The following is a 16,648-nucleotide window of genomic DNA, read 5'->3' as shown; positions in this document are numbered from 1 at the left end:
GCCGAACCCCAGACCAATGGAGTTGCCGAACGGTTCAACCGCACCTTGAAAGAGCAGGCCATCTATGGCCGGGTTTTCCGTAACATCACCGACGTTCGCGAAGCCGTGAAGACCTTCGTGGAGCTTTACAACAGCGAATGGCGTGTTGAGAAAAACGGCTTCAGATCACCTGATGAAATCCGTCAGGCGGCGTAAGCTAAACTTGTGTCCAGGGAACCGGTTCCGCTACACGAGGAACTGCATCTTCTCGGCCACCAGCTTGTCCATCGGCAGACCGATCAGGGCCTGAGCCTCTTCCTTGCTGCTGAAACCGGGCGCCTCATAGTCAGCGGCACCATGGCGGGCCAGCACGGTGCGCAACTTGATGCGGGCGCTCTGCCCCTTGTGAATGGCGGTCGCCAGAATGCGCAGGGTTTCTTCCGGCGCATGGAAGAAGCCACCGTGGGACGCGACACCGAAATCCCAGCGCCACTGGCCATGGCGGATATCGAGCAGGGCCGGGGCCATTTCTTCAGCCGTGGCGCCCAGCTCCCACGCCTTGGCCGCCTCGAAATGGGCCTTGGCCAGCGCGGCCGCCGCCGCACGGGCCAGTTCGTTCTTGCGCTCAAGCTTGCGCTTGACGATCTGCTTGAACTCTTCCTCGCTTTCGCGATGACAGGTCAGACAGGTGTTCTGGATATCCTCCAGCGGGCTGCCCACCTTGTGGCTGGAGTACTTGACGCCACCCTCCCGCACATAGGGCATGTGGCAATCAGCGCAGGCCAGGGTACGCATGTCCTGATGGCTGGCCTCGGCGAAGGGCCGGCTGCTGCCGTCCTGGCCACTGATGCGGCTGTAACCGGCACCCAGACCGAAGAGCGGCGCGAACTGGTAGCGCGCGAACAGGCTGCAGAAGCGGCCACCCTGGTTTTCGCCATCGGCGTAATCGTCCTGTCACGCCAGATCGACGGCATAGCTCTAGCCCGCCTGCTGTCCGGCCAGACGCACCCCCCAGGTGGCGCTGTCGCGGGCGCTGGCGCGGCGGTCTTCGCTATCAAGCAGATAGAGATAACCCGTCAGGCTGGCGAAGCTCGCCAGACGGTAACGTGCATTGAACAGATAGAGGTGATCGAGATCGAGGGTGATGGTATTGACCTGGTTGATCGCGGCGGCAAACAGGCTCAGATCCGCCAGCGGCTGGCTGGTCAGGCTCAGAGCGTCGAAGGACTGACCATTGAGACGCCAGTCCACATTGCCGATCAGGCGGGCGTCTTCCAGCACGATTTTCTGCCGGCCAAGACGCAGGCGCGTCTGCGCCGGCGCCAGGTAATCGAGGCAGGCCTGGTGCACGCGGCTGCCATCGGGATCGGCGATCAGATCGCGGTCGCGCCACGCACGCGGCCATCCTGCACGAAGCGGAACGCCTCCTCGGCGTGGCTGACATTGTGCAGCTGCAGATAGGCCTGAAAGCCGGCAAACTCACCGCTGCGGTAGCCGATCCGGCTGCGCAGGCCCAGCTGGCGGGCCGGGCGGGTGGCATCATCGACGCTCTTGTCCTCAAAAGCGGGCAGCAACTGCAGGGTCGGGGTGCCTTGCCGCAGCGCCTGCAGCAGACTTTGGGCCCCAGCGGGGCTGGCCAGCAGCAGGGCACCCAACAACACAAGGGCGTTCGGCAGCGTGGGCCGGAACAAGCGGAAACGGTCAAAAAGCATGGGCGGGATCTCCTCCTGCGAAGTGGATTGACGACCGCGGTCGGCGCGCGTCCGACCGGCGCCGCGCTGTGCGAAACCACAGTGCCAAGCCCGTGCCGAAAAATGTCCATGCAGGTTAAGATGCCGGAATCAAATGGATTTTACAGAAAGCAGGCAAGAGTCTGAGAGGATTTTCCTGTTACCTGGGAGAAACAAGGAGGCGCCAGACGTTACCCCGAGGAAACAGCTGACCGCAGGGAAGACGGCGGCAACCCGCCGGTTGAAGGGTCGTGGGGAGGCCGACAGGGAAACGCCCTCGGCCATTTGTTGCACGATGGCCTGATGAATCGATGAATCGAATACGATGGTCATGGCAGCCTCCAGCCTGGGGAACCGGGCAGACGTCGCGTTACCACAGAGTAACATGGCCAGGGGGCCCAAACCAGTGAAACCGGTGGCGCGCTGCCCGGTGCTTGGGTCTGATGGCCAGACGGTGCCAGACTGTGCTATGCTGCCGGTCTGTCTGTCGCCCATCTCCTCCCGCCGCCGAGGTTGCATGTCCAGCCAGCACGCCGATCTGCTGCATCTGCAGACCATTCTCGACAGCGTCGCCGACGGTGTTTTCACCGTCGACGCCCAGCTGCGCATCACCCTGTTCAACCGCGCCGCCGAGCAGATCACCGGCTTCAGCCGCGCCGAGGCCCTTGGCCAGCCCTGCTGCGAAATCTTCCGCACCAGCGTCTGCTTCGACCAGTGTCCCCTGCGCCAGGCCCTGGCCAGTGGCGAGCCGGTACATAATCGCGAGGTCAACGTGCTCGACCGTGACAACCGCGAGGTGCCGATTTCGGTGAATGCCGCGGTGCTACGCAATGCCGCCGGCGAACCCGTCGGCGGGGTCGAGACCTTCCGCGACCTGTCACAACTGCATGCCCTGGCCGGCGAGATCCGCAAAAAGTTCAGCTTTCAGAACATGATCAGCCGCAATCCGCAGATGCAGCAGCTGTTCGATATTCTGCCCGATATCGCCGCCAGCAATGTCACCGTGCTGCTGCAGGGCGACAGCGGCACCGGCAAGGAGCTGTTCGCCCGCGCCCTGCACAATCTCAGCACCCGCAAGGACGGTCCACTGGTCGTGATCAACTGCGGCGCCCTGCCGGAAACCCTGCTGGAAGCGGAAATTTTCGGGGTGCGCAAGGGCGCCTACACCGGCGCCGTGGCGGACCGCGCCGGCCGGCTGGCCAAGGCCGCTGGTGGCACCCTGTTTCTCGACGAGATAGGCGATCTGCCGCTGTCACTGCAGGTCAAACTGCTGCGGGTGCTGGAAAACAGCGAATATCAGCCCCTTGGCAGTGACGAAACCTGCCGCGCCGATGTCCGCTTTGTTACCGCCAGCCACCGCAACCTGGCCGAACTAGTCGAGCAGAAACGCTTCCGCCGTGACCTGTTCTACCGCCTCAACGTCGTCACCCTCAAGATTCCTTCGCTCAATGAGCGCAACGAAGACATCCCCCTGCTGCTGGAAACCGCCCTGGAACGCTTTTGTCACAAGTACGGCAAGAAAGTGCACGGCTTCAGCCCCGAAGCACTGGAACTGCTGCTCAACCACCAGTACGCCGGCAACATCCGCGAACTGCTCAACATCGTTGAACGGGCCGTCATTCTCTGTCGGGGTGGCCAGATCGAAGCGCGGCAGCTGTCACTGCGGCCAGCAATTCCCGTCAGCCGGCGGGTCGAGGGACCGCCCGATGCCGACAGCCTGCGCCAGATGCTGCTGCGCCACCGCAACAACCGCCAGCAACTGGCGCGCGAACTGGGCGTCAACCGCTCCACACTGTGGCGCTGGCTGAAAAAATATCGGCTCGACTGAAAACGGTTGCAGACGTTGCACGATCGTTGCACATGCAACACGCCAACCTAACCGTCTGTTGTTACTAAATAGAAACCGCTTTTCGACCGCCCTGTCAGTTGCAACTGCAACAGCCGGCACCATACCGACCCCATCTGCTTCAAGCCAACCTGCTGAAATCAAGGCGTTTTATTTTTCAACAGCTTTGGCATCACCTGTGCAAACTGCTCTGCCCCATGAATCCCGCAACCCCCTTGCGCATCGCCATTCCCTGCAACGCCGATCGGGTGCATCCGCGCTTCGATCAGGCCCATTGCTTTTGTTTTGGCGAAATCGACGCCGAAGGCGGTTGCCAACTGGGCCCCGAACAATGCTGTCCACGCGGCGAGGATGTCTGCCGCTGGCTGGCTACCCAGGGTGTGCAGGGCGTGCTCTGCTCCGGCATTCAACAGCATTATCAGGTACGCCTGCGTCACCAGGGGATTTGGTCGCGCTGGGGCGCCAGCGGCCCGATTCAACAGGCCCTGCAGGACTGGCTGGCCGAAGGCCTGCCGCGCTGCAGCGGTCAGCTCCACCGGCAGCGACAATAAGGCGCCGGGGGATTCAGCGCGACCGAACAAACACATCAAAGGATTTCGATTCCCGTTCACGGGAATCTCTGTAGGGAGGGGAAAAAGCGGTTAAAGCAGCATTAAAATCGGATGTCATGCGATTGGGCAGGGCCTTGAAGATTGTTTTATTTGTTATGTGATGTCAATCGGCCCTGCCATAATTTCCGCCCCTTAAAACTCTTTTCCCGTTTTCGATTTTCGCTGTGCCGTGCGATCGCGCATCGCCGGTCCTGTGTTTTCATGCTGTCGGATTCTGTTATGCTTGACCCCCGTGACCCTCGGATCACGGGGGTTCTTTTTTTCTGTCAACGCGCCGCCCCTGCGGTTCGCCCCTTGCGGATCGTTGCTTCACAACGGTGCGTCAGCCCATTACCGCAGGAGTCCTCCATGAGCGAAACGGCCCCTTCCGCCCTGCTTGCCCTGCTGCGTCAGCGCCGCAGCGTCCGCAGCTTCACCGACCAGCCCCTGACAGAGGCGCAACGGCAGTTGTTGCGCGAAGTGGCCCTGCGCGCCCCCAGCTCGCGCGGCCGCTCCCCCTGGCACTTCATTTTTGTCGAGGATCGGGCGCTACTGGGCCAGCTGGCCCAAGCCAAACAACAGGGTTCGGCCTTTCTGGCCAATGCCGCCCTGGCCGTAGTGGTCTGCGCCGATCCACAGATCAGCGATGTCTGGATCGAAGACTGCGCCCTGGCCACCACCCTGCTGCACCTGGCTGCCAGCGAAGCCGGCCTGGGCAGCTGCTGGGTACAGATCCGCCAGCGGCCGCACGACGCCAACCGCAGCGCCGAAAGCTGGGTGCAGAGTTGCCTGGCCATTCCGCCAAACCTGCGCGTCGCCACCATTGTCGGCATCGGCTGGACCGGCACGACACTGCCCGGCCACGCCGCCGAGTCCCTGGCGCAGGAGCGGCTGCACCAACAGCGTTTCGGCCAGTAACTGGCGCCGCGAGGGCCGCAGGGTTCAGACCAGATCCTCCGGCCAGGGCAGAATCAGATGATCGAGGGTACGCTTGGGCACATAATGCACTCCGGCACTATCGCGCCAGTATTTGATATCGCCGGCGGGCTCCTTGTCCACCAGCCGCACCTGCTCCACCGGTTTGCCCAGGGCAATGACCAGCAGAATCTCGAACCGGGTCGGGATGTCGAATTCCTCCCGCAGCTTCTGCTTCTGCATCGATGCGATCATGCAGCCCCCCAGTCCCTGTTCGACCGCGCCCAGCAACAGCGTCTGCGCGGCGATACCCAGATCGCAGCCGAAATTCTCGCTGATGGTGGTATCACCCAGCACAACGATGTAAGCGCTGGGACGCTCGCCTTCGACCGGCCCGGCCCAGTCCTTGAGATAGCCGGCCCAGCCCAGATGGCGAAAAATCCGGCTGTTGCGCTGCGGCTCGACCGACAGCAGATAACGCAACGGCTGCAGGTTGGCCGCCGCGCCGCACAGCCGCGTGAGCGCCACCAGTTCGCGCAGCTGATCCTCGGCAATCAGCACCTCTTGGGCAAAGCGCCGATAACTCCGGTTGCGCTGTAACAAGTCCTTCAACATTTTTTCGTCTCCCTTCGCCTGCACCGTCTCTGGCCAATCCAGCAGCACCACAGCCATTCCGACCGGCCGGCAGGCTTGAGTCCGGCGCAACAGCTGCGGTATACAAAGCAGGGCACGGCAACCACTGGCTGCCCGCCCCCGCTAAAAACTTGAACGATTCTGAACCTGCCGCGCGGCGCGGCGCCGTTGCCCGGCAATGATCCGACGGAGCTGTTGCATGGAAATTCTCGCCCCCTATCTGCCCTGGCTGATCCCACCCCTGCTCGGGGCCCTGATCGGCTATGTCACCAACCATATCGCCATTCGCATGCTGTTCCGCCCCCTGCGGCCCTGGCATCTGCTGGGCTGGCGGGTGCCACTGACACCCGGCATCATTCCGGCCCGGCGAACCGAACTGGCACGCAAGATGGGCGCCATGGTCGGTGACCATCTGCTGACACCAACCGATCTGGCCACCGCCCTCGACCGGCCCGACGTGCGCGCGGCGCTGGAACAAACTATTGCCCGCCAGCTCGATCAGCTGCTGGCCCAGCCGCTGGGACCAGCCGCCCGGCTGCTGCCAGCCGAATTTCAGCCGCGTATTGCGGCCCTGCTTGATCTGCTGCGCCTGCGTCTCGCTCGCGGACTGCTGCGGGCCAGCCGGCGGCCAGCCCTGCAGCGTCAGCTGCGCCAGCTGTGTCAGCAGGGTCTTGACCAGCTCGCCCACCAGCGTCTCGACCAGCTGTTGCCACCCCAGCGTTACCACCGCCTGCGCGATCAGCTGCTGCAACGCCTGGTTCCCCTGCTGGGCCGCCGCGTCAGCCGTCAGCTGCTGACCAGCTGGCTGCTGCCCCGCCTGCAACAGACCCTGACCAGCGATCACAGCCTGCGCCAGACCCTGCCGGCCCTGGCTCCTTTGCTGCACCAGCTGTTGCCCCAGCTGACACCACAGCTGGGCATGACCCTGGCCACCCTGCTACGGCAGCAGGACACGCAGCAACTGCTGAACAGCCGCGCCCGCGAGGCCCTCGACGGCTTTATCGACAGCATTGACGGTTTGCGCAATCTGGTGGCCATGTTGTTCAGCGGCGACGCCCTCTACGCCCATCTGCCGCGACTGCTGGAACAGCAGACCCAGCGGCTGGCCGGCTGGCTGGACAGCCCGGCAGGACAGGACGCGCTGTCCAGCCGCCTGCTGCCACTGCTTGATGCCCTGCTCGACTGCCCCCTGCGGCAACTCAGCAGCGGATTAAGTGAAAAACAGTTGCGCCGTCTGCTGCAGCGGCTGCTGGGTCAGCTGCTGCGACAGCCCGAATTGCAACGTCAGCTCAGCCATCTCCTCGACCGGCTCTACCACCAGCAACGGCACCGGACCCTTGCCGGCCTGCTGCCAACGGCGACCAGCCGCAGTGAAGCGGCAGAGCTGCTGGCCCGGACGCTGCTGCGCCTGCTGCGCGAGCGCGCAGTGCTGCACCAGCTGGACCGTGGTTTGAGCCGGCTCCTGCATGACCTGCTGTATCGTCGGCCAATCGGTCGGCTGGACGCCCTGCTGCCCAGCGACGCCCGCGCCCAGCTCAACGCCGTCCTCTACCAGCGTCTGCGCGGCTTGCTGCAGCAGGAAATCCCCCCGCTGGCCCAACGCCTCGACATCTGCCGGCTGGTGGAGGACAAGATCAACGGCCTTGACATCCTGCAGGTCGAGGGCCTGCTGCTCGGCATCATGAAGGAACAGTTCCGCTATATCAACCTGTTCGGTGCCCTGCTCGGTTTTCTGCTTGGTCTGCTCAATCTGCTGCTGCTGGCCTAGCCGCCCTCTGGCGCGCCCCCGAGGGATCTGCCGCAGCGCATCAAGGCAACCAGCCATATCAATATCGTAATATAACGTCATACAACCAACCCTATAACGTCATTTCACAATATATCGAAGCTTCCATGATCTGCCCTGTCGGAAAAAATCGGCCTGAATCCGGGCACGATTGGGTTCTATCGCCTCAAAAATCCATTCTGGCACAGTCCCTGCGCAAGAGACATCAACCGCCGCAACCGCAAGGAGCCGTTGCGGCAGGCTTTTATCCTATTTTTCATGGAGGGAAGAGATGTTTCACGTTGGGAAAACCCTTGCCGTCACCACACTGGCGCTGACCTGCTGGTTCGCTGGAACCGCCAGCGCTGCCACCTCCCAGGATGTAAAATCCTTCACCGTGCTTGGCAAGATCGCCATCGACCGGTCAACGGCCGACACCCAGGCCATCGTCGAAGAGGTGGCCGAGGCCATCAGGGATGAGTTTGCGCACAATGGCTGTTACAGCCTCAAGCCGATCAGCGCAGAAGAGAACATGGAAGGCAAGGATGTCGTCGATATCGTTCATTTCCCCACCGTCGCCATTCAGGGCCAGACCCAATACGGCGCCCTGATCGAACTCTGGTCAAACAAAGATGACCAATGGCTCAAAACTCTTTCTCCCCGCTACGGCGTTAACGCCCCCTGGGCGGTCGCGGTCTATACGGTATCAGCGCCGACCCTGCAAATGCTCAGTGCCGCCTATCCCGGTGTCCGCCTGGCCGGCCACGAAGATCAGCTGACCGACTACATTGTTGTCGCAGCCCTCAATCCGCTGGCGGTTTCAAAGGTTGGCTATGCCGATCTGACCGGCACCAAAAACAGCCTGTTCAATCTGCATTGCCGCAGTGTGGCCAGCCAGATCAAATGGGGCGTCCGCAACGCGCTGAATTATGAAACCGACTACCGTTGGGAACTGGACAGCCCGCTGCAGAGCTGGTGGGGCCCGCGATTCGATGTTGCCGATCTGCTTGAAGGTGTCGAGATCACCAACGCCGATATCGCCGGCATGAGCATGAACAGCATCATGCCCAGCGTCGCCATTCCGGGCTACTCCGCTGCGGAGGTTGCCGATGCGCTGAAAGCCTATATGCGTGCGACACTGCCCATGTTCAAAAACGGCGCTCCTCTGGGCAACTTCAGTGCCCTGGTACAGGAGTTCATGGCGGAACTGTTCGCCTGGGACGGTCAGACCCCGTTCAACGAAAGCTATGACAATCCCATGTACGACCCCAGCAACCCGCAGACGGGCGGCCCGATCATTGATGTGTACTTTTCCGATGTGGCGGACATGAAAGCACAGCTGCCAAGCCTGCTGAACCAGTTTTTTGTTCCCATGTGGACCGGCCAGAATCCCGCTGGCATGCCGCTGATGACCCAGGGCTGGAAGTTCCCGCGGGCGTTTGCCCTGGGCAACAATGACCAAGTCCAGATTGTTGAACTCTGTACCCTATTTTATGCCAACATGGCCCTGGGCACCGGCGTTCATCATGCTCCGGCGATGCCGTGCATGGCCAGTATCTACCAGGACGGCGATGCGGCGGTTGCCCAGATGTTCACGGCTGAAGCCACCTTCGGCGCCTTTTTCAAGGATTCCGTCACCGCCATGCAGAACCTCAACATGGAGGTTCAGACCTACCTTTTCGCGCTGTTCCCGAAGGTGATCTACAACGATGTCGCCGCCATGTACAATGGCGCCTTCCAGCAGGCAGGCATTGAGCAACGTTTTGAAATCCGGCCCTTTTAGTCAGAATTAAACATCACGTTCTCCGCGGGGTCCGGCAAGTGCCGGGCCCCGTTCCTGTTGCATGCCCTTCCCCCACCGCCTGGCATTTTCCGGCTTGCGGTTCTTTTGACCGCCATCATTCCCCCTCCGCTGACGCCCCAGGCCGCAGCCAGGCCATTCAAACCTTTGTTTTATTGACTGTTGCGGCTGTCTGCTCTACCCTGTCGCCACTTTTTTGCATTCCGGCGAACGAGGACTCTGGTGAACAACTTCAGCGATTTTCTGCAGTTTTTTCTCGGCGGCCTCACCAGTGGCGCCATCTACGCCCTTATCGCCCTGGGTTTCTGCGTTGTTCACAACACCATGGGCATTGTCAACTTCGTCCAGGTTGATTTTGTCACTCTCGGCGGCATGTGCCTGTTTTCAGCCCTGTTCAGTCTGGGGTTGCCCATGGCGGCCGGCCTGCCGCTGGCCCTGCTGCTGGTGGCGCTGGTGGCCATGCTGCTGGAACGTATCGGTCTGCGCCCGGCCCGCAGCAGCGACCCGCTGGTGCTGATCTTTCTCACCGTCGGCCTGTCCATCATTCTGCGGGGCGCCATCAGCCTGATCTGGGGCAAGAACCGCATGGCCCTGCCACCGCTGACACCGGATCGGCCCATCGCGCTGCTCGGTGCCACGGTTCTGCCGCAGACCCTGTGGATTCTGCTGCTGACCCTGCTGGCCATCGGCCTGCTGAGTCTGTTTTTCTACCGCACCTCCTTGGGCCTGGCCATGCGCGCAGTGGCCTGCAATCCGACGGCCGCCGCCGTGGTCGGCATCGCCGCTGGCCGGGTGCGGCTGGCCAGCTATGCCCTGGCCGGCGCCCTCGGCGGTCTGGCCGGCGTGCTGGTCACCCCCATCACCACCCTGAGTTACGATGTCGGCGTGCTGCTGGGCCTGAAGGGCTTTGCGGCGGCCATTCTCGGCGGCTTCGGCTCCTTTCCCGGTGCCATTGTCGGCGGTGTCGGTCTGGGCTTGCTTGAAGCCTTTTCCGCCGGTTACCTGTCCAGCGCCTACAAGGACGTGGTGGCCTTCGTTGTGCTGCTGCTGGTGCTGGCGCTGCGCCCCCAGGGCCTGCTCGGCCGCCATTGACCACAGACGTTATCAACCCCTTGTCACAGGAATCCCATGGCCACCCCTAGCTCCCCGACCGCCTCGCCCGCTCAGCTGCTGATGGGCAACGAGGCCATTGCCCAGGGCCTGCTCGAAGCCGGTTGTCAGGTCGCCGCCGCTTACCCCGGCACGCCCTCCACCGAGGTGCTGCAAGCCCTGATCGACCAGCGCCAGCGCGCTGGCGCACCGCTGCACATCGAATGGTCGGTCAACGAAAAGATTGCTTTCGAGGTCGCCCTCGCCGCCAGCTACAGCGGCAAGCGCAGTGTCGCGGTGATGAAGCAGGTTGGCCTCAATGTCGCCGCCGATCCCTTCATGCGCACGGCCTACCTGGGCGTGGTTGGCGGCCTGCTGGTGGTGGTGGCCGACGACCCCGGCCCGCACAGCTCGCAAAACGAGCAGGACAGCCGCCTGTTCTGCCTGCAGGCGCGGGTGCCGGTACTCGATCCGGCCAGTCCGGCCGAAGCGCGCGCCTGGGTGGCGCCGGCCTATGCCCTGTCGGAGCGTTATGGCCGCGCCCTTGTGCTGCGCCCCACCACCCGCATCTGCCATTCGCGCCAGAGCCTGGCCCTGGCCCCGGTCGAACCCCAGCCGCGCAACGCCCGCTTTGTGCCCGACACGGCACGCTGGTGCGCCACCCCGGCCTTTCTGCCGGCCCTGCACCAGCAGCTGAACGCCGATCTGGCCGAAATCGCCCGCGAGGCGGCCTTTCAGCCGCTGTTGCAGCCGGGCAACGGCCGTGACCGTCGCTACAGCCGCACGGCACTGGTGGCCAGCGGCATCGTCTATGCCCATCTGGTGGATCTGCTGGCCGACCTCGGCCTGAGCGGCGTTATGGATCTGTACCAGGTGCGCATGCCCTACCCGCTCAATCCCGACTGGTGCGCCACCCTGCGCCGCGACTACGACCGCCTGCTGGTGCTGGAGGAAACCTATCCGGTCATCGAACTGCAGGTGGCCCACCCCGGCGCAGTCGGCAAACAGAGTGGCACCGTGCCGCGCGAGGGCGAGCTGACCCCCGACGTGCTGCTGCAGGTGGTGACCGACTTCCTCGACCTGCCCCGCAGCGCCCCGGTCAGCAGCGGCGGCCGTGGCCAGCGCCCGTCCCTCTGCCCCGGCTGCCCCCACCGCAGCGCCTTCTACAGCATCAAGAAATGCTTTCCCAAGGGCATCTTTCCGTCGGATATCGGCTGTTACACCCTGGGCCTGAACCTGGGAGCGGTACACACGGTACACTGCATGGGTGCCTGCATCAGCCAGGGCGCCGGGTTCTATCAGGCCCACCGCCAGGACGATGGCGACTGGCCGACGGTGGTGGTCACCATCGGCGACTCGACCTTCTTCCATTCGGGCATTCCGGCGCTGATCAACGCCGTTCTGCAGCAGGCCCGCATTGTTATCGTCATTCTCGACAACGCCACCACCGCCATGACCGGCGGCCAGCCGGTACCGCACCTGGGACGCCGCGCCACCGGCGAGGCCAGTCGCGCCATTGCCATCGAACCGCTGGTGCGGGCCTGCGGTGTCGATTTCCTCGAAGTCTGCGACCCCTACGATCAAGCGCGCTTCGAAACCCTGCTGCGGGCGGCCGACGCCCACAGTCGCAGTGACAACGGCGGCGTGGCGGTACTGATTGCCCGCCACGGCTGTGTCATGGATCCAGCGGTACGCCAGGCTCAGCAGGCGCCGCCGGTCCGCATCGACGCAAGCTGTATCGGCTGTCGCAAATGTGTCGATGCCTTCGAATGTCCGGCCCTGTCCATGGATGCCAGCGGCAAGCAGGCACTGGTCGATCATGACCGCTGTATCGGCTGCAATGCCTGCATCGCCGTCTGCCCGGTCAACGCCATCCAGGCCGCCAACGCAGGAGAACAGCCATGAAGCAGCAGATCATCGTCAGCGGCATCGGCGGCCAGGGCGTGCTGCTGTTGACCCGCGTTATCGCTCAGGCCGCTCTCAGCGCCGGCCTGCCGGTACTGACCTCGGAAACCCACGGCATGGCCCAGCGCGGTGGCAGCGTGCTGTCGACCATCAAGGTCGGCGGCTTCGCCAGCCCACTGATCCGCGCCGGTCAGGCCGATGTCGCCCTGCTGCTGTGGGCCGACAATCTGGCCGTGCACCGGCCGCTGCTCAAGGCCGACGGCGCCCTGTTCATCAACAGTGCCAGCGCCCCGGCAGGCTGCAGCTGCGATGCCAGCGCCCTGGCACGCCAGATCGGTCCGGCGGTCCTGGCCAATCTGGTGCTGCTTGGCTGCGCCCTGCGCCAGCAGGCGCTGTTCTGCGATGCCTCCGCCTGCCGTGCCGCCATCGAGCAGCTGGTGCCGGCCCGCCTGCTGGCGGTCAATCTGCAGGCCCTCGACGCCGGTCTGGCGGGCTAGGCCCATGTCCGGCCGCGCCCGTCTGCTCTATTTTATACGCCTGCACCGTTGCGGGCTGGCTGTCAGTCTGTTTGCCGGTCTGCTCCTGCTGACGCCGCTGCTGCTGACCAATCCCTACCATCTGGGGCTGACCAACCAGGTGGCGCTGCTTGCCCTGGTGGTGCTGGGCCTGAATCTGTTTGTCGGCTTCGCCGGTCAGATCTCCCTCGGTCACGCCGCCTTCTTCGGTCTGGGCGCCTACGGTTCCGCCATCGCCACGGTACGCTATGGCCTGCCGGCCTGGCCGGCGCTGCTGCTGGTGGCCGCGCTGGTGGCGCTGGTGGCGCTGCTGCTGGGGCTGGTGGTGCTGCGCCTGGAGGGCCATTACCTGGCCATGGCGACCCTGGGATTCAATCTGGTGCTGCACAGCGTGCTGCTGGAATGGGACAGTCTTACCGGCGGACCGAGCGGTTTCTACGGCATCGCTCCCCTGCAGCTGGGCAGCTTCGTCTTCGACAGCGAGGCCCGGCTGCATTATCTGCTGTGGTCCTTCTGCCTGCTGGCACTGCTGCTGAGCCTGAATCTGGTGCGCAGCGGCGTGGGTCGTGGCCTGGCAGCGCTGGCCGGTGACCCGGTGGCGGCCGCCGCCCTGGGTGTCGCGGTCGGCCCGGCCAAGATTCGGGTGTTCGTGCTGTCAGCGGTCTACGCCGCCGTCGGCGGCAGCCTGTTCGCCCACAGCTACGGGTTCATCAGTCCCGATTCCTTCGATATCTTTGCCTCCACCGATCTGGTCATCATGGTGGTCATCGGCGGCATGGGTTCGCTGTGGGGCAGTCTGCTGGGCGCGGCCTTCATCAGCCTGCTGCCGGAATGGATCGACCTGTTCGAAACCTGGAAGGATTTCGTTCACGGCGGGCTGCTGGTGCTGATCCTGCTGTTTCTGCCCCAGGGCCTGGTGCGCGGCCTGAGTGAAACCCTGCGCCGGCGGACCGCCCTGAAACAACGCCAGCAGGTATCCGGCCATGCTGCATCTTGAGCAGGTCAGCAAGCAGTTCGATGGCCTGCCGGCCCTGGCGCAGGTGTCCTTTGCGGTACCGGCGGGTCAGCTAACCGCCATCATCGGTCCCAACGGCGCCGGCAAGAGCACCCTGATCAATGCCATCAGCGGCCAGCTGCGGCCCGACAGCGGCGCCATCCGTTTTGCCGGCCGCGATCTGGCCGGCCAGCCGCCCCAGCTGCGACCGCGCCTTGGCATTCAGCGCACCTTCCAGAACCTGCGGCTGTTTCCGCAACTGTCGCTGGTGGACAACGTGCTGACCGGCCTGACCTGTGACGCCGGCCGTTCGCTGCTGATGGCCCTGCTGCGCCCCCCCTATCTGCGCCACCGTGAACGCCAGCTGCGCCTGCGCGCCCTGGCGGCCCTCGACCGCTTTGGCCTGACCGACAAGGCCGACTGGCCCGCCGGCGTGCTGGCGTATGGCGATAAAAAACGGCTGGAGCTGGCCCGCGCCACGGTCAGCAACCCGCGTCTGCTACTGCTTGACGAGCCGGTGGCGGGTCTGAACGCCGTTGAAAGCGCCGCCGTGGCCAACCAGCTGCGCCAGCTGCGCCGCGCCGGTCAGACCCTGGTGCTGGTGGAGCATGACATGGCGCTGGTGATGGATCTGGCCGATCAGGTGGTGGTCCTCGACAGCGGCCGCTGCATCGCCTGCGGACCGCCGGCGGCCATCCGCCGCAATCCCCTGGTGCTGGAAGCCTATCTCGGCAATCTGGAGGCCACCGCCTGATGTTGCGTATCGAACAGCTCACTGCCCACTATGGCGCCGCCCAAGCCCTGTTCGGCCTTGATCTGGAGCTGACCGCCGGCGAAACCGTCGCCCTGGTCGGCGCCAACGGCGCCGGCAAGAGTACCCTGCTCAAATGCCTGCTCGGCCTGCTGCACCCCAGCGGCGGCCGCATTCTGCTCGATGGCGAGGACATCGGCCGGCTGTCGCCGGCACGGCGGGTGTGGCGCGGCCTGGTCCTGTCGCCGGAAGGCCGCGAGGTCTTTGCTCGCCTGACGGTGCTGGAAAACCTGCGGCTTGGCGCGTTGCCCCTCAAGCTCAGCCGGACGGAACTGCAGCGCCAGCTGCAGCAGGTATTCGACCGCTTTCCGCGCCTGGCGGAACGACGTGAGCAACGGGCCGGTACCCTCTCCGGTGGCGAACAGCAGATGCTGGCCATGGGCCGGGCACTGATGGCGCGACCGCGCCTGCTGCTGCTCGACGAGCCCAGTCTGGGGCTGGCACCGCGCATCACCGACGAGATCTTCGCCATCATCCACCAGCTCTCCCGCGCCGGCACCAGCATCCTGCTGGTGGAACAGAACGCCGCCCGCGCCCTGTCGGCCTCCGATCGCGCCTATTTGCTGGCCGGTGGCCGGGTGGTGCAGGAGGGCGAAAGCCGCCACCTGCTCAATGACCCGGCCCTGCGCGCCGCCTTTTTAGGCGCTGCCAGCGATGCCGACCCGGCCGCCAGCCGTCTCGGCGCCGCCGGCCTGACCAACATCCGCCTGGAGAAACCTGCCATGCACACACAGAACTTTATGCCGACCTTTAAGGACGCGGCTGAACTGGCCAGCCATCAGCTGGCCGGCCTGCAATGGACCTTGCGCCACGTCTGGGAAGGCAGCCCCTTCTATCGCGCCCGGCTGGAGCAAGCCGGTATCCGGCCGGACGACATCCACAGCCTGGCCGATCTGCCACGCCTGCCGTTCACCACCGCCGAGGATCTGCGCGACGGCTATCCCTTCCCGCTGCGAGCCGTGCCCTTCGAACAGATTGTCCGCATCCACGCCAGTTCCGGCACCACCGGCAAACGCAAGGTGCTGGCCTACACCCAGAAGGATATCGACGACTGGAGCCACTTTTTCGCCCGCTGCTACCAGATGGCCGGCGTCACCCCCCTCGACCGAGTGCAGATCGCCGTCGGTTATGGTGTCTGGACCGCCGGTGTCGGCTTTCAGCTCGGCTGTGAAAAGCTGGGCGCCCTGGCGGTGCCCGTCGGTCCGGGCAACATCGACCTGCAGATCCAGTTCCTGCTCGATTTCCAGTCGACGGTGTTCTGCTCCACCGCCTCCATGGCGCTGCTGATGGCCGAGGAGATTCACAAACGCGGCGTCGCCGACAAGATCGCTGTCCGCAAAATCATCTACGGTTCCGAACGCTCCAGCCGCTCCATGCGCCAGAAGATTTCCGAACTGTTCGGCGGGGCCGAGCTGTTCGACATCACTGGCCTGACCGAACTGTACGGTCCCGGCACCGGCATCGAATGCCAGGCGCACGACTGCATCCATTACTGGGGCGACTACTATCTGCTGGAAATCGTCGATCCGGTCAGCCTGCAGCCGCTACCCGACGGCGAATGGGGCGAAATGGTGGTCACCAGCCTGTGCAAGGAGGCGGCGCCACTGATCCGCTACCGCACCCGCGACATCACCCGCATCCTGCCGGGGCTGTGCCCGTGCGGCAATCCGCTGCCGCGCCACTCGCGCATCAAGGGCCGCAGCGACGACACCATCAAGTTCCGCGGCGTCAATATCTATCCCAGCAGCATCGACGGTATCCTGTCCCAGGTGCCGGGGCTGGGCAGTGAATACCAGATTCATCTGACCCGCGACAGCGCCGGCCGTGACCACATGCTGCTACGCGTCGAGCGCGCCCAGGGCGTCGGCTCCCAGCGCGATGCGGAACTGTGCCACGAGTGCGGTCATCAGATTAAGAAACAGCTGCTGGTCAGCGCCGATTTGGAGCTGGTCGCTTACGCCAGCCTGCCGCGGTCGGAGCGCAAGAGCCAGCGGGTGTTCGACAACCGCATCCAGGACGAAATCGTCTGACAGAGCACGAAGGGGTCTCAGGGAGCAAAGGGAGCTCCCGTCCGG

The 16,648-nt window shown here is 64.2% G+C and carries 17 protein-coding genes; 12 read left to right on the top strand and 5 right to left on the bottom strand.

The genetic code is table 11. From position 1 onward, the window contains the following. On the top strand, window positions 1-195 hold a 195-nt coding region (locus tag BLR80_RS09060), incomplete at its 5' end, for an integrase core domain-containing protein (protein ID WP_143012125.1). Window positions 196-225: 30 nt separating this feature from the next. Here BLR80_RS09060 and BLR80_RS09055 read toward each other — a convergent pair. From BLR80_RS09055 to BLR80_RS12720, 4 genes are all read right to left on the bottom strand, one after another. Then, window positions 226-774 carry an ammonia-forming cytochrome c nitrite reductase subunit c552 gene (locus BLR80_RS09055; RefSeq protein ID WP_092078953.1) on the bottom strand — a complete coding sequence of 183 codons (549 nt, stop codon included), beginning with the start codon at window positions 772-774 and terminating at the stop codon, window positions 226-228. A 183-nt stretch (window positions 775-957) separates the two neighbouring features. Further along, window positions 958-1,329: an alginate export family protein gene (locus tag BLR80_RS09050; RefSeq protein WP_092078950.1), complete on the bottom strand. Its 372-nt coding sequence runs from the start codon at window positions 1,327-1,329 to the stop codon at window positions 958-960. 23 nt (window positions 1,330-1,352) lie between these two features. Beyond that, window positions 1,353-1,691 carry a hypothetical protein gene (locus BLR80_RS09045; protein ID WP_092078947.1) on the bottom strand — a complete coding sequence of 113 codons (339 nt, stop codon included), beginning with the start codon at window positions 1,689-1,691 and terminating at the stop codon, window positions 1,353-1,355. Window positions 1,692-1,820: 129 nt separating this feature from the next. Further along, window positions 1,821-2,042 (bottom strand): hypothetical protein, encoded by a 222-nt coding sequence (locus BLR80_RS12720; protein ID WP_143012123.1) that lies wholly within the window; start codon window positions 2,040-2,042, stop codon window positions 1,821-1,823. A gap of 184 nt (window positions 2,043-2,226) precedes the next feature. On the opposite strand from BLR80_RS12720, the gene BLR80_RS09035 reads away from it, so the two are divergent. The 3 genes from BLR80_RS09035 (at window position 2,227) to BLR80_RS09025 (ending at window position 5,063) form a co-directional block, all read left to right on the top strand. Next, the gene (locus BLR80_RS09035; RefSeq protein WP_092078942.1) at window positions 2,227-3,537 is read left to right on the top strand and encodes a sigma-54 interaction domain-containing protein; all 1,311 of its coding nucleotides are present in this window, start codon (window positions 2,227-2,229) and stop codon (window positions 3,535-3,537) included. 215 nt (window positions 3,538-3,752) lie between these two features. Next, complete coding sequence (locus BLR80_RS09030; RefSeq protein ID WP_143012122.1) at window positions 3,753-4,106, top strand: NifB/NifX family molybdenum-iron cluster-binding protein; 354 nt, start codon at window positions 3,753-3,755, stop codon at window positions 4,104-4,106. Window positions 4,107-4,514: 408 nt separating this feature from the next. Next, complete coding sequence (locus BLR80_RS09025; RefSeq protein ID WP_092078936.1) at window positions 4,515-5,063, top strand: nitroreductase family protein; 549 nt, start codon at window positions 4,515-4,517, stop codon at window positions 5,061-5,063. Between the two features lie 24 nt (window positions 5,064-5,087). Here BLR80_RS09025 and BLR80_RS09020 read toward each other — a convergent pair whose 3' ends face one another. Further along, entirely contained in the window at window positions 5,088-5,675 is a 588-nt protein-coding gene (locus BLR80_RS09020) for a nitroreductase family protein (protein WP_092078968.1), read from the bottom strand. A gap of 217 nt (window positions 5,676-5,892) precedes the next feature. Here BLR80_RS09020 and BLR80_RS09015 point away from each other — a divergent pair, with 217 nt between their 5' ends. The 8 genes from BLR80_RS09015 to BLR80_RS13325 all read left to right on the top strand — a co-directional run bounded on the left by BLR80_RS09015 (window position 5,893) and on the right by BLR80_RS13325 (window position 16,603). Then, window positions 5,893-7,461 (top strand): DUF445 family protein, encoded by a 1,569-nt coding sequence (locus BLR80_RS09015; protein WP_171906393.1) that lies wholly within the window; start codon window positions 5,893-5,895, stop codon window positions 7,459-7,461. 289 nt (window positions 7,462-7,750) lie between these two features. Continuing rightward, window positions 7,751-9,241 (top strand): hypothetical protein, encoded by a 1,491-nt coding sequence (locus BLR80_RS09010; protein WP_092078930.1) that lies wholly within the window; start codon window positions 7,751-7,753, stop codon window positions 9,239-9,241. Between the two features lie 240 nt (window positions 9,242-9,481). Continuing rightward, on the top strand, window positions 9,482-10,351 hold the full coding sequence (locus BLR80_RS09005) for a branched-chain amino acid ABC transporter permease (RefSeq protein WP_092078928.1): 870 nt from the start codon (window positions 9,482-9,484) through the stop codon (window positions 10,349-10,351). Window positions 10,352-10,387: 36 nt separating this feature from the next. Beyond that, window positions 10,388-12,253 carry a thiamine pyrophosphate-dependent enzyme gene (locus BLR80_RS09000; RefSeq protein WP_092078925.1) on the top strand — a complete coding sequence of 622 codons (1,866 nt, stop codon included), beginning with the start codon at window positions 10,388-10,390 and terminating at the stop codon, window positions 12,251-12,253. After that, window positions 12,250-12,750 (top strand): 2-oxoacid:acceptor oxidoreductase family protein, encoded by a 501-nt coding sequence (locus BLR80_RS08995; protein WP_092078922.1) that lies wholly within the window; start codon window positions 12,250-12,252, stop codon window positions 12,748-12,750. Before BLR80_RS09000 ends, BLR80_RS08995 begins: the two co-directional genes overlap by 4 nt. Window positions 12,751-12,754: 4 nt before the next feature. Further along, window positions 12,755-13,765, top strand: coding sequence for a branched-chain amino acid ABC transporter permease (locus BLR80_RS08990; RefSeq protein WP_092078919.1), 1,011 nt, complete (start codon window positions 12,755-12,757; stop codon window positions 13,763-13,765). Continuing rightward, window positions 13,752-14,516 carry an ABC transporter ATP-binding protein gene (locus BLR80_RS08985; protein ID WP_092078916.1) on the top strand — a complete coding sequence of 255 codons (765 nt, stop codon included), beginning with the start codon at window positions 13,752-13,754 and terminating at the stop codon, window positions 14,514-14,516. Before BLR80_RS08990 ends, BLR80_RS08985 begins: the two co-directional genes overlap by 14 nt. Continuing rightward, entirely contained in the window at window positions 14,516-16,603 is a 2,088-nt protein-coding gene (locus BLR80_RS13325; RefSeq protein ID WP_092078913.1) for an ATP-binding cassette domain-containing protein, read from the top strand. The genes BLR80_RS08985 and BLR80_RS13325 overlap by 1 nt, the downstream gene beginning before the upstream one ends. Window positions 16,604-16,648: the final 45 nt, after the last annotated feature.

Origin of the sequence: Desulfuromonas thiophila, from assembly GCF_900101955.1 — a bacterium.
Taxonomy (GTDB): domain Bacteria; phylum Desulfobacterota; class Desulfuromonadia; order Desulfuromonadales; family Desulfuromonadaceae; genus Pseudodesulfuromonas; species Pseudodesulfuromonas thiophila.
Note: the sequence above shows the minus strand (reverse complement) of the source record. Positions and strands in the feature narration are given on the sequence as shown.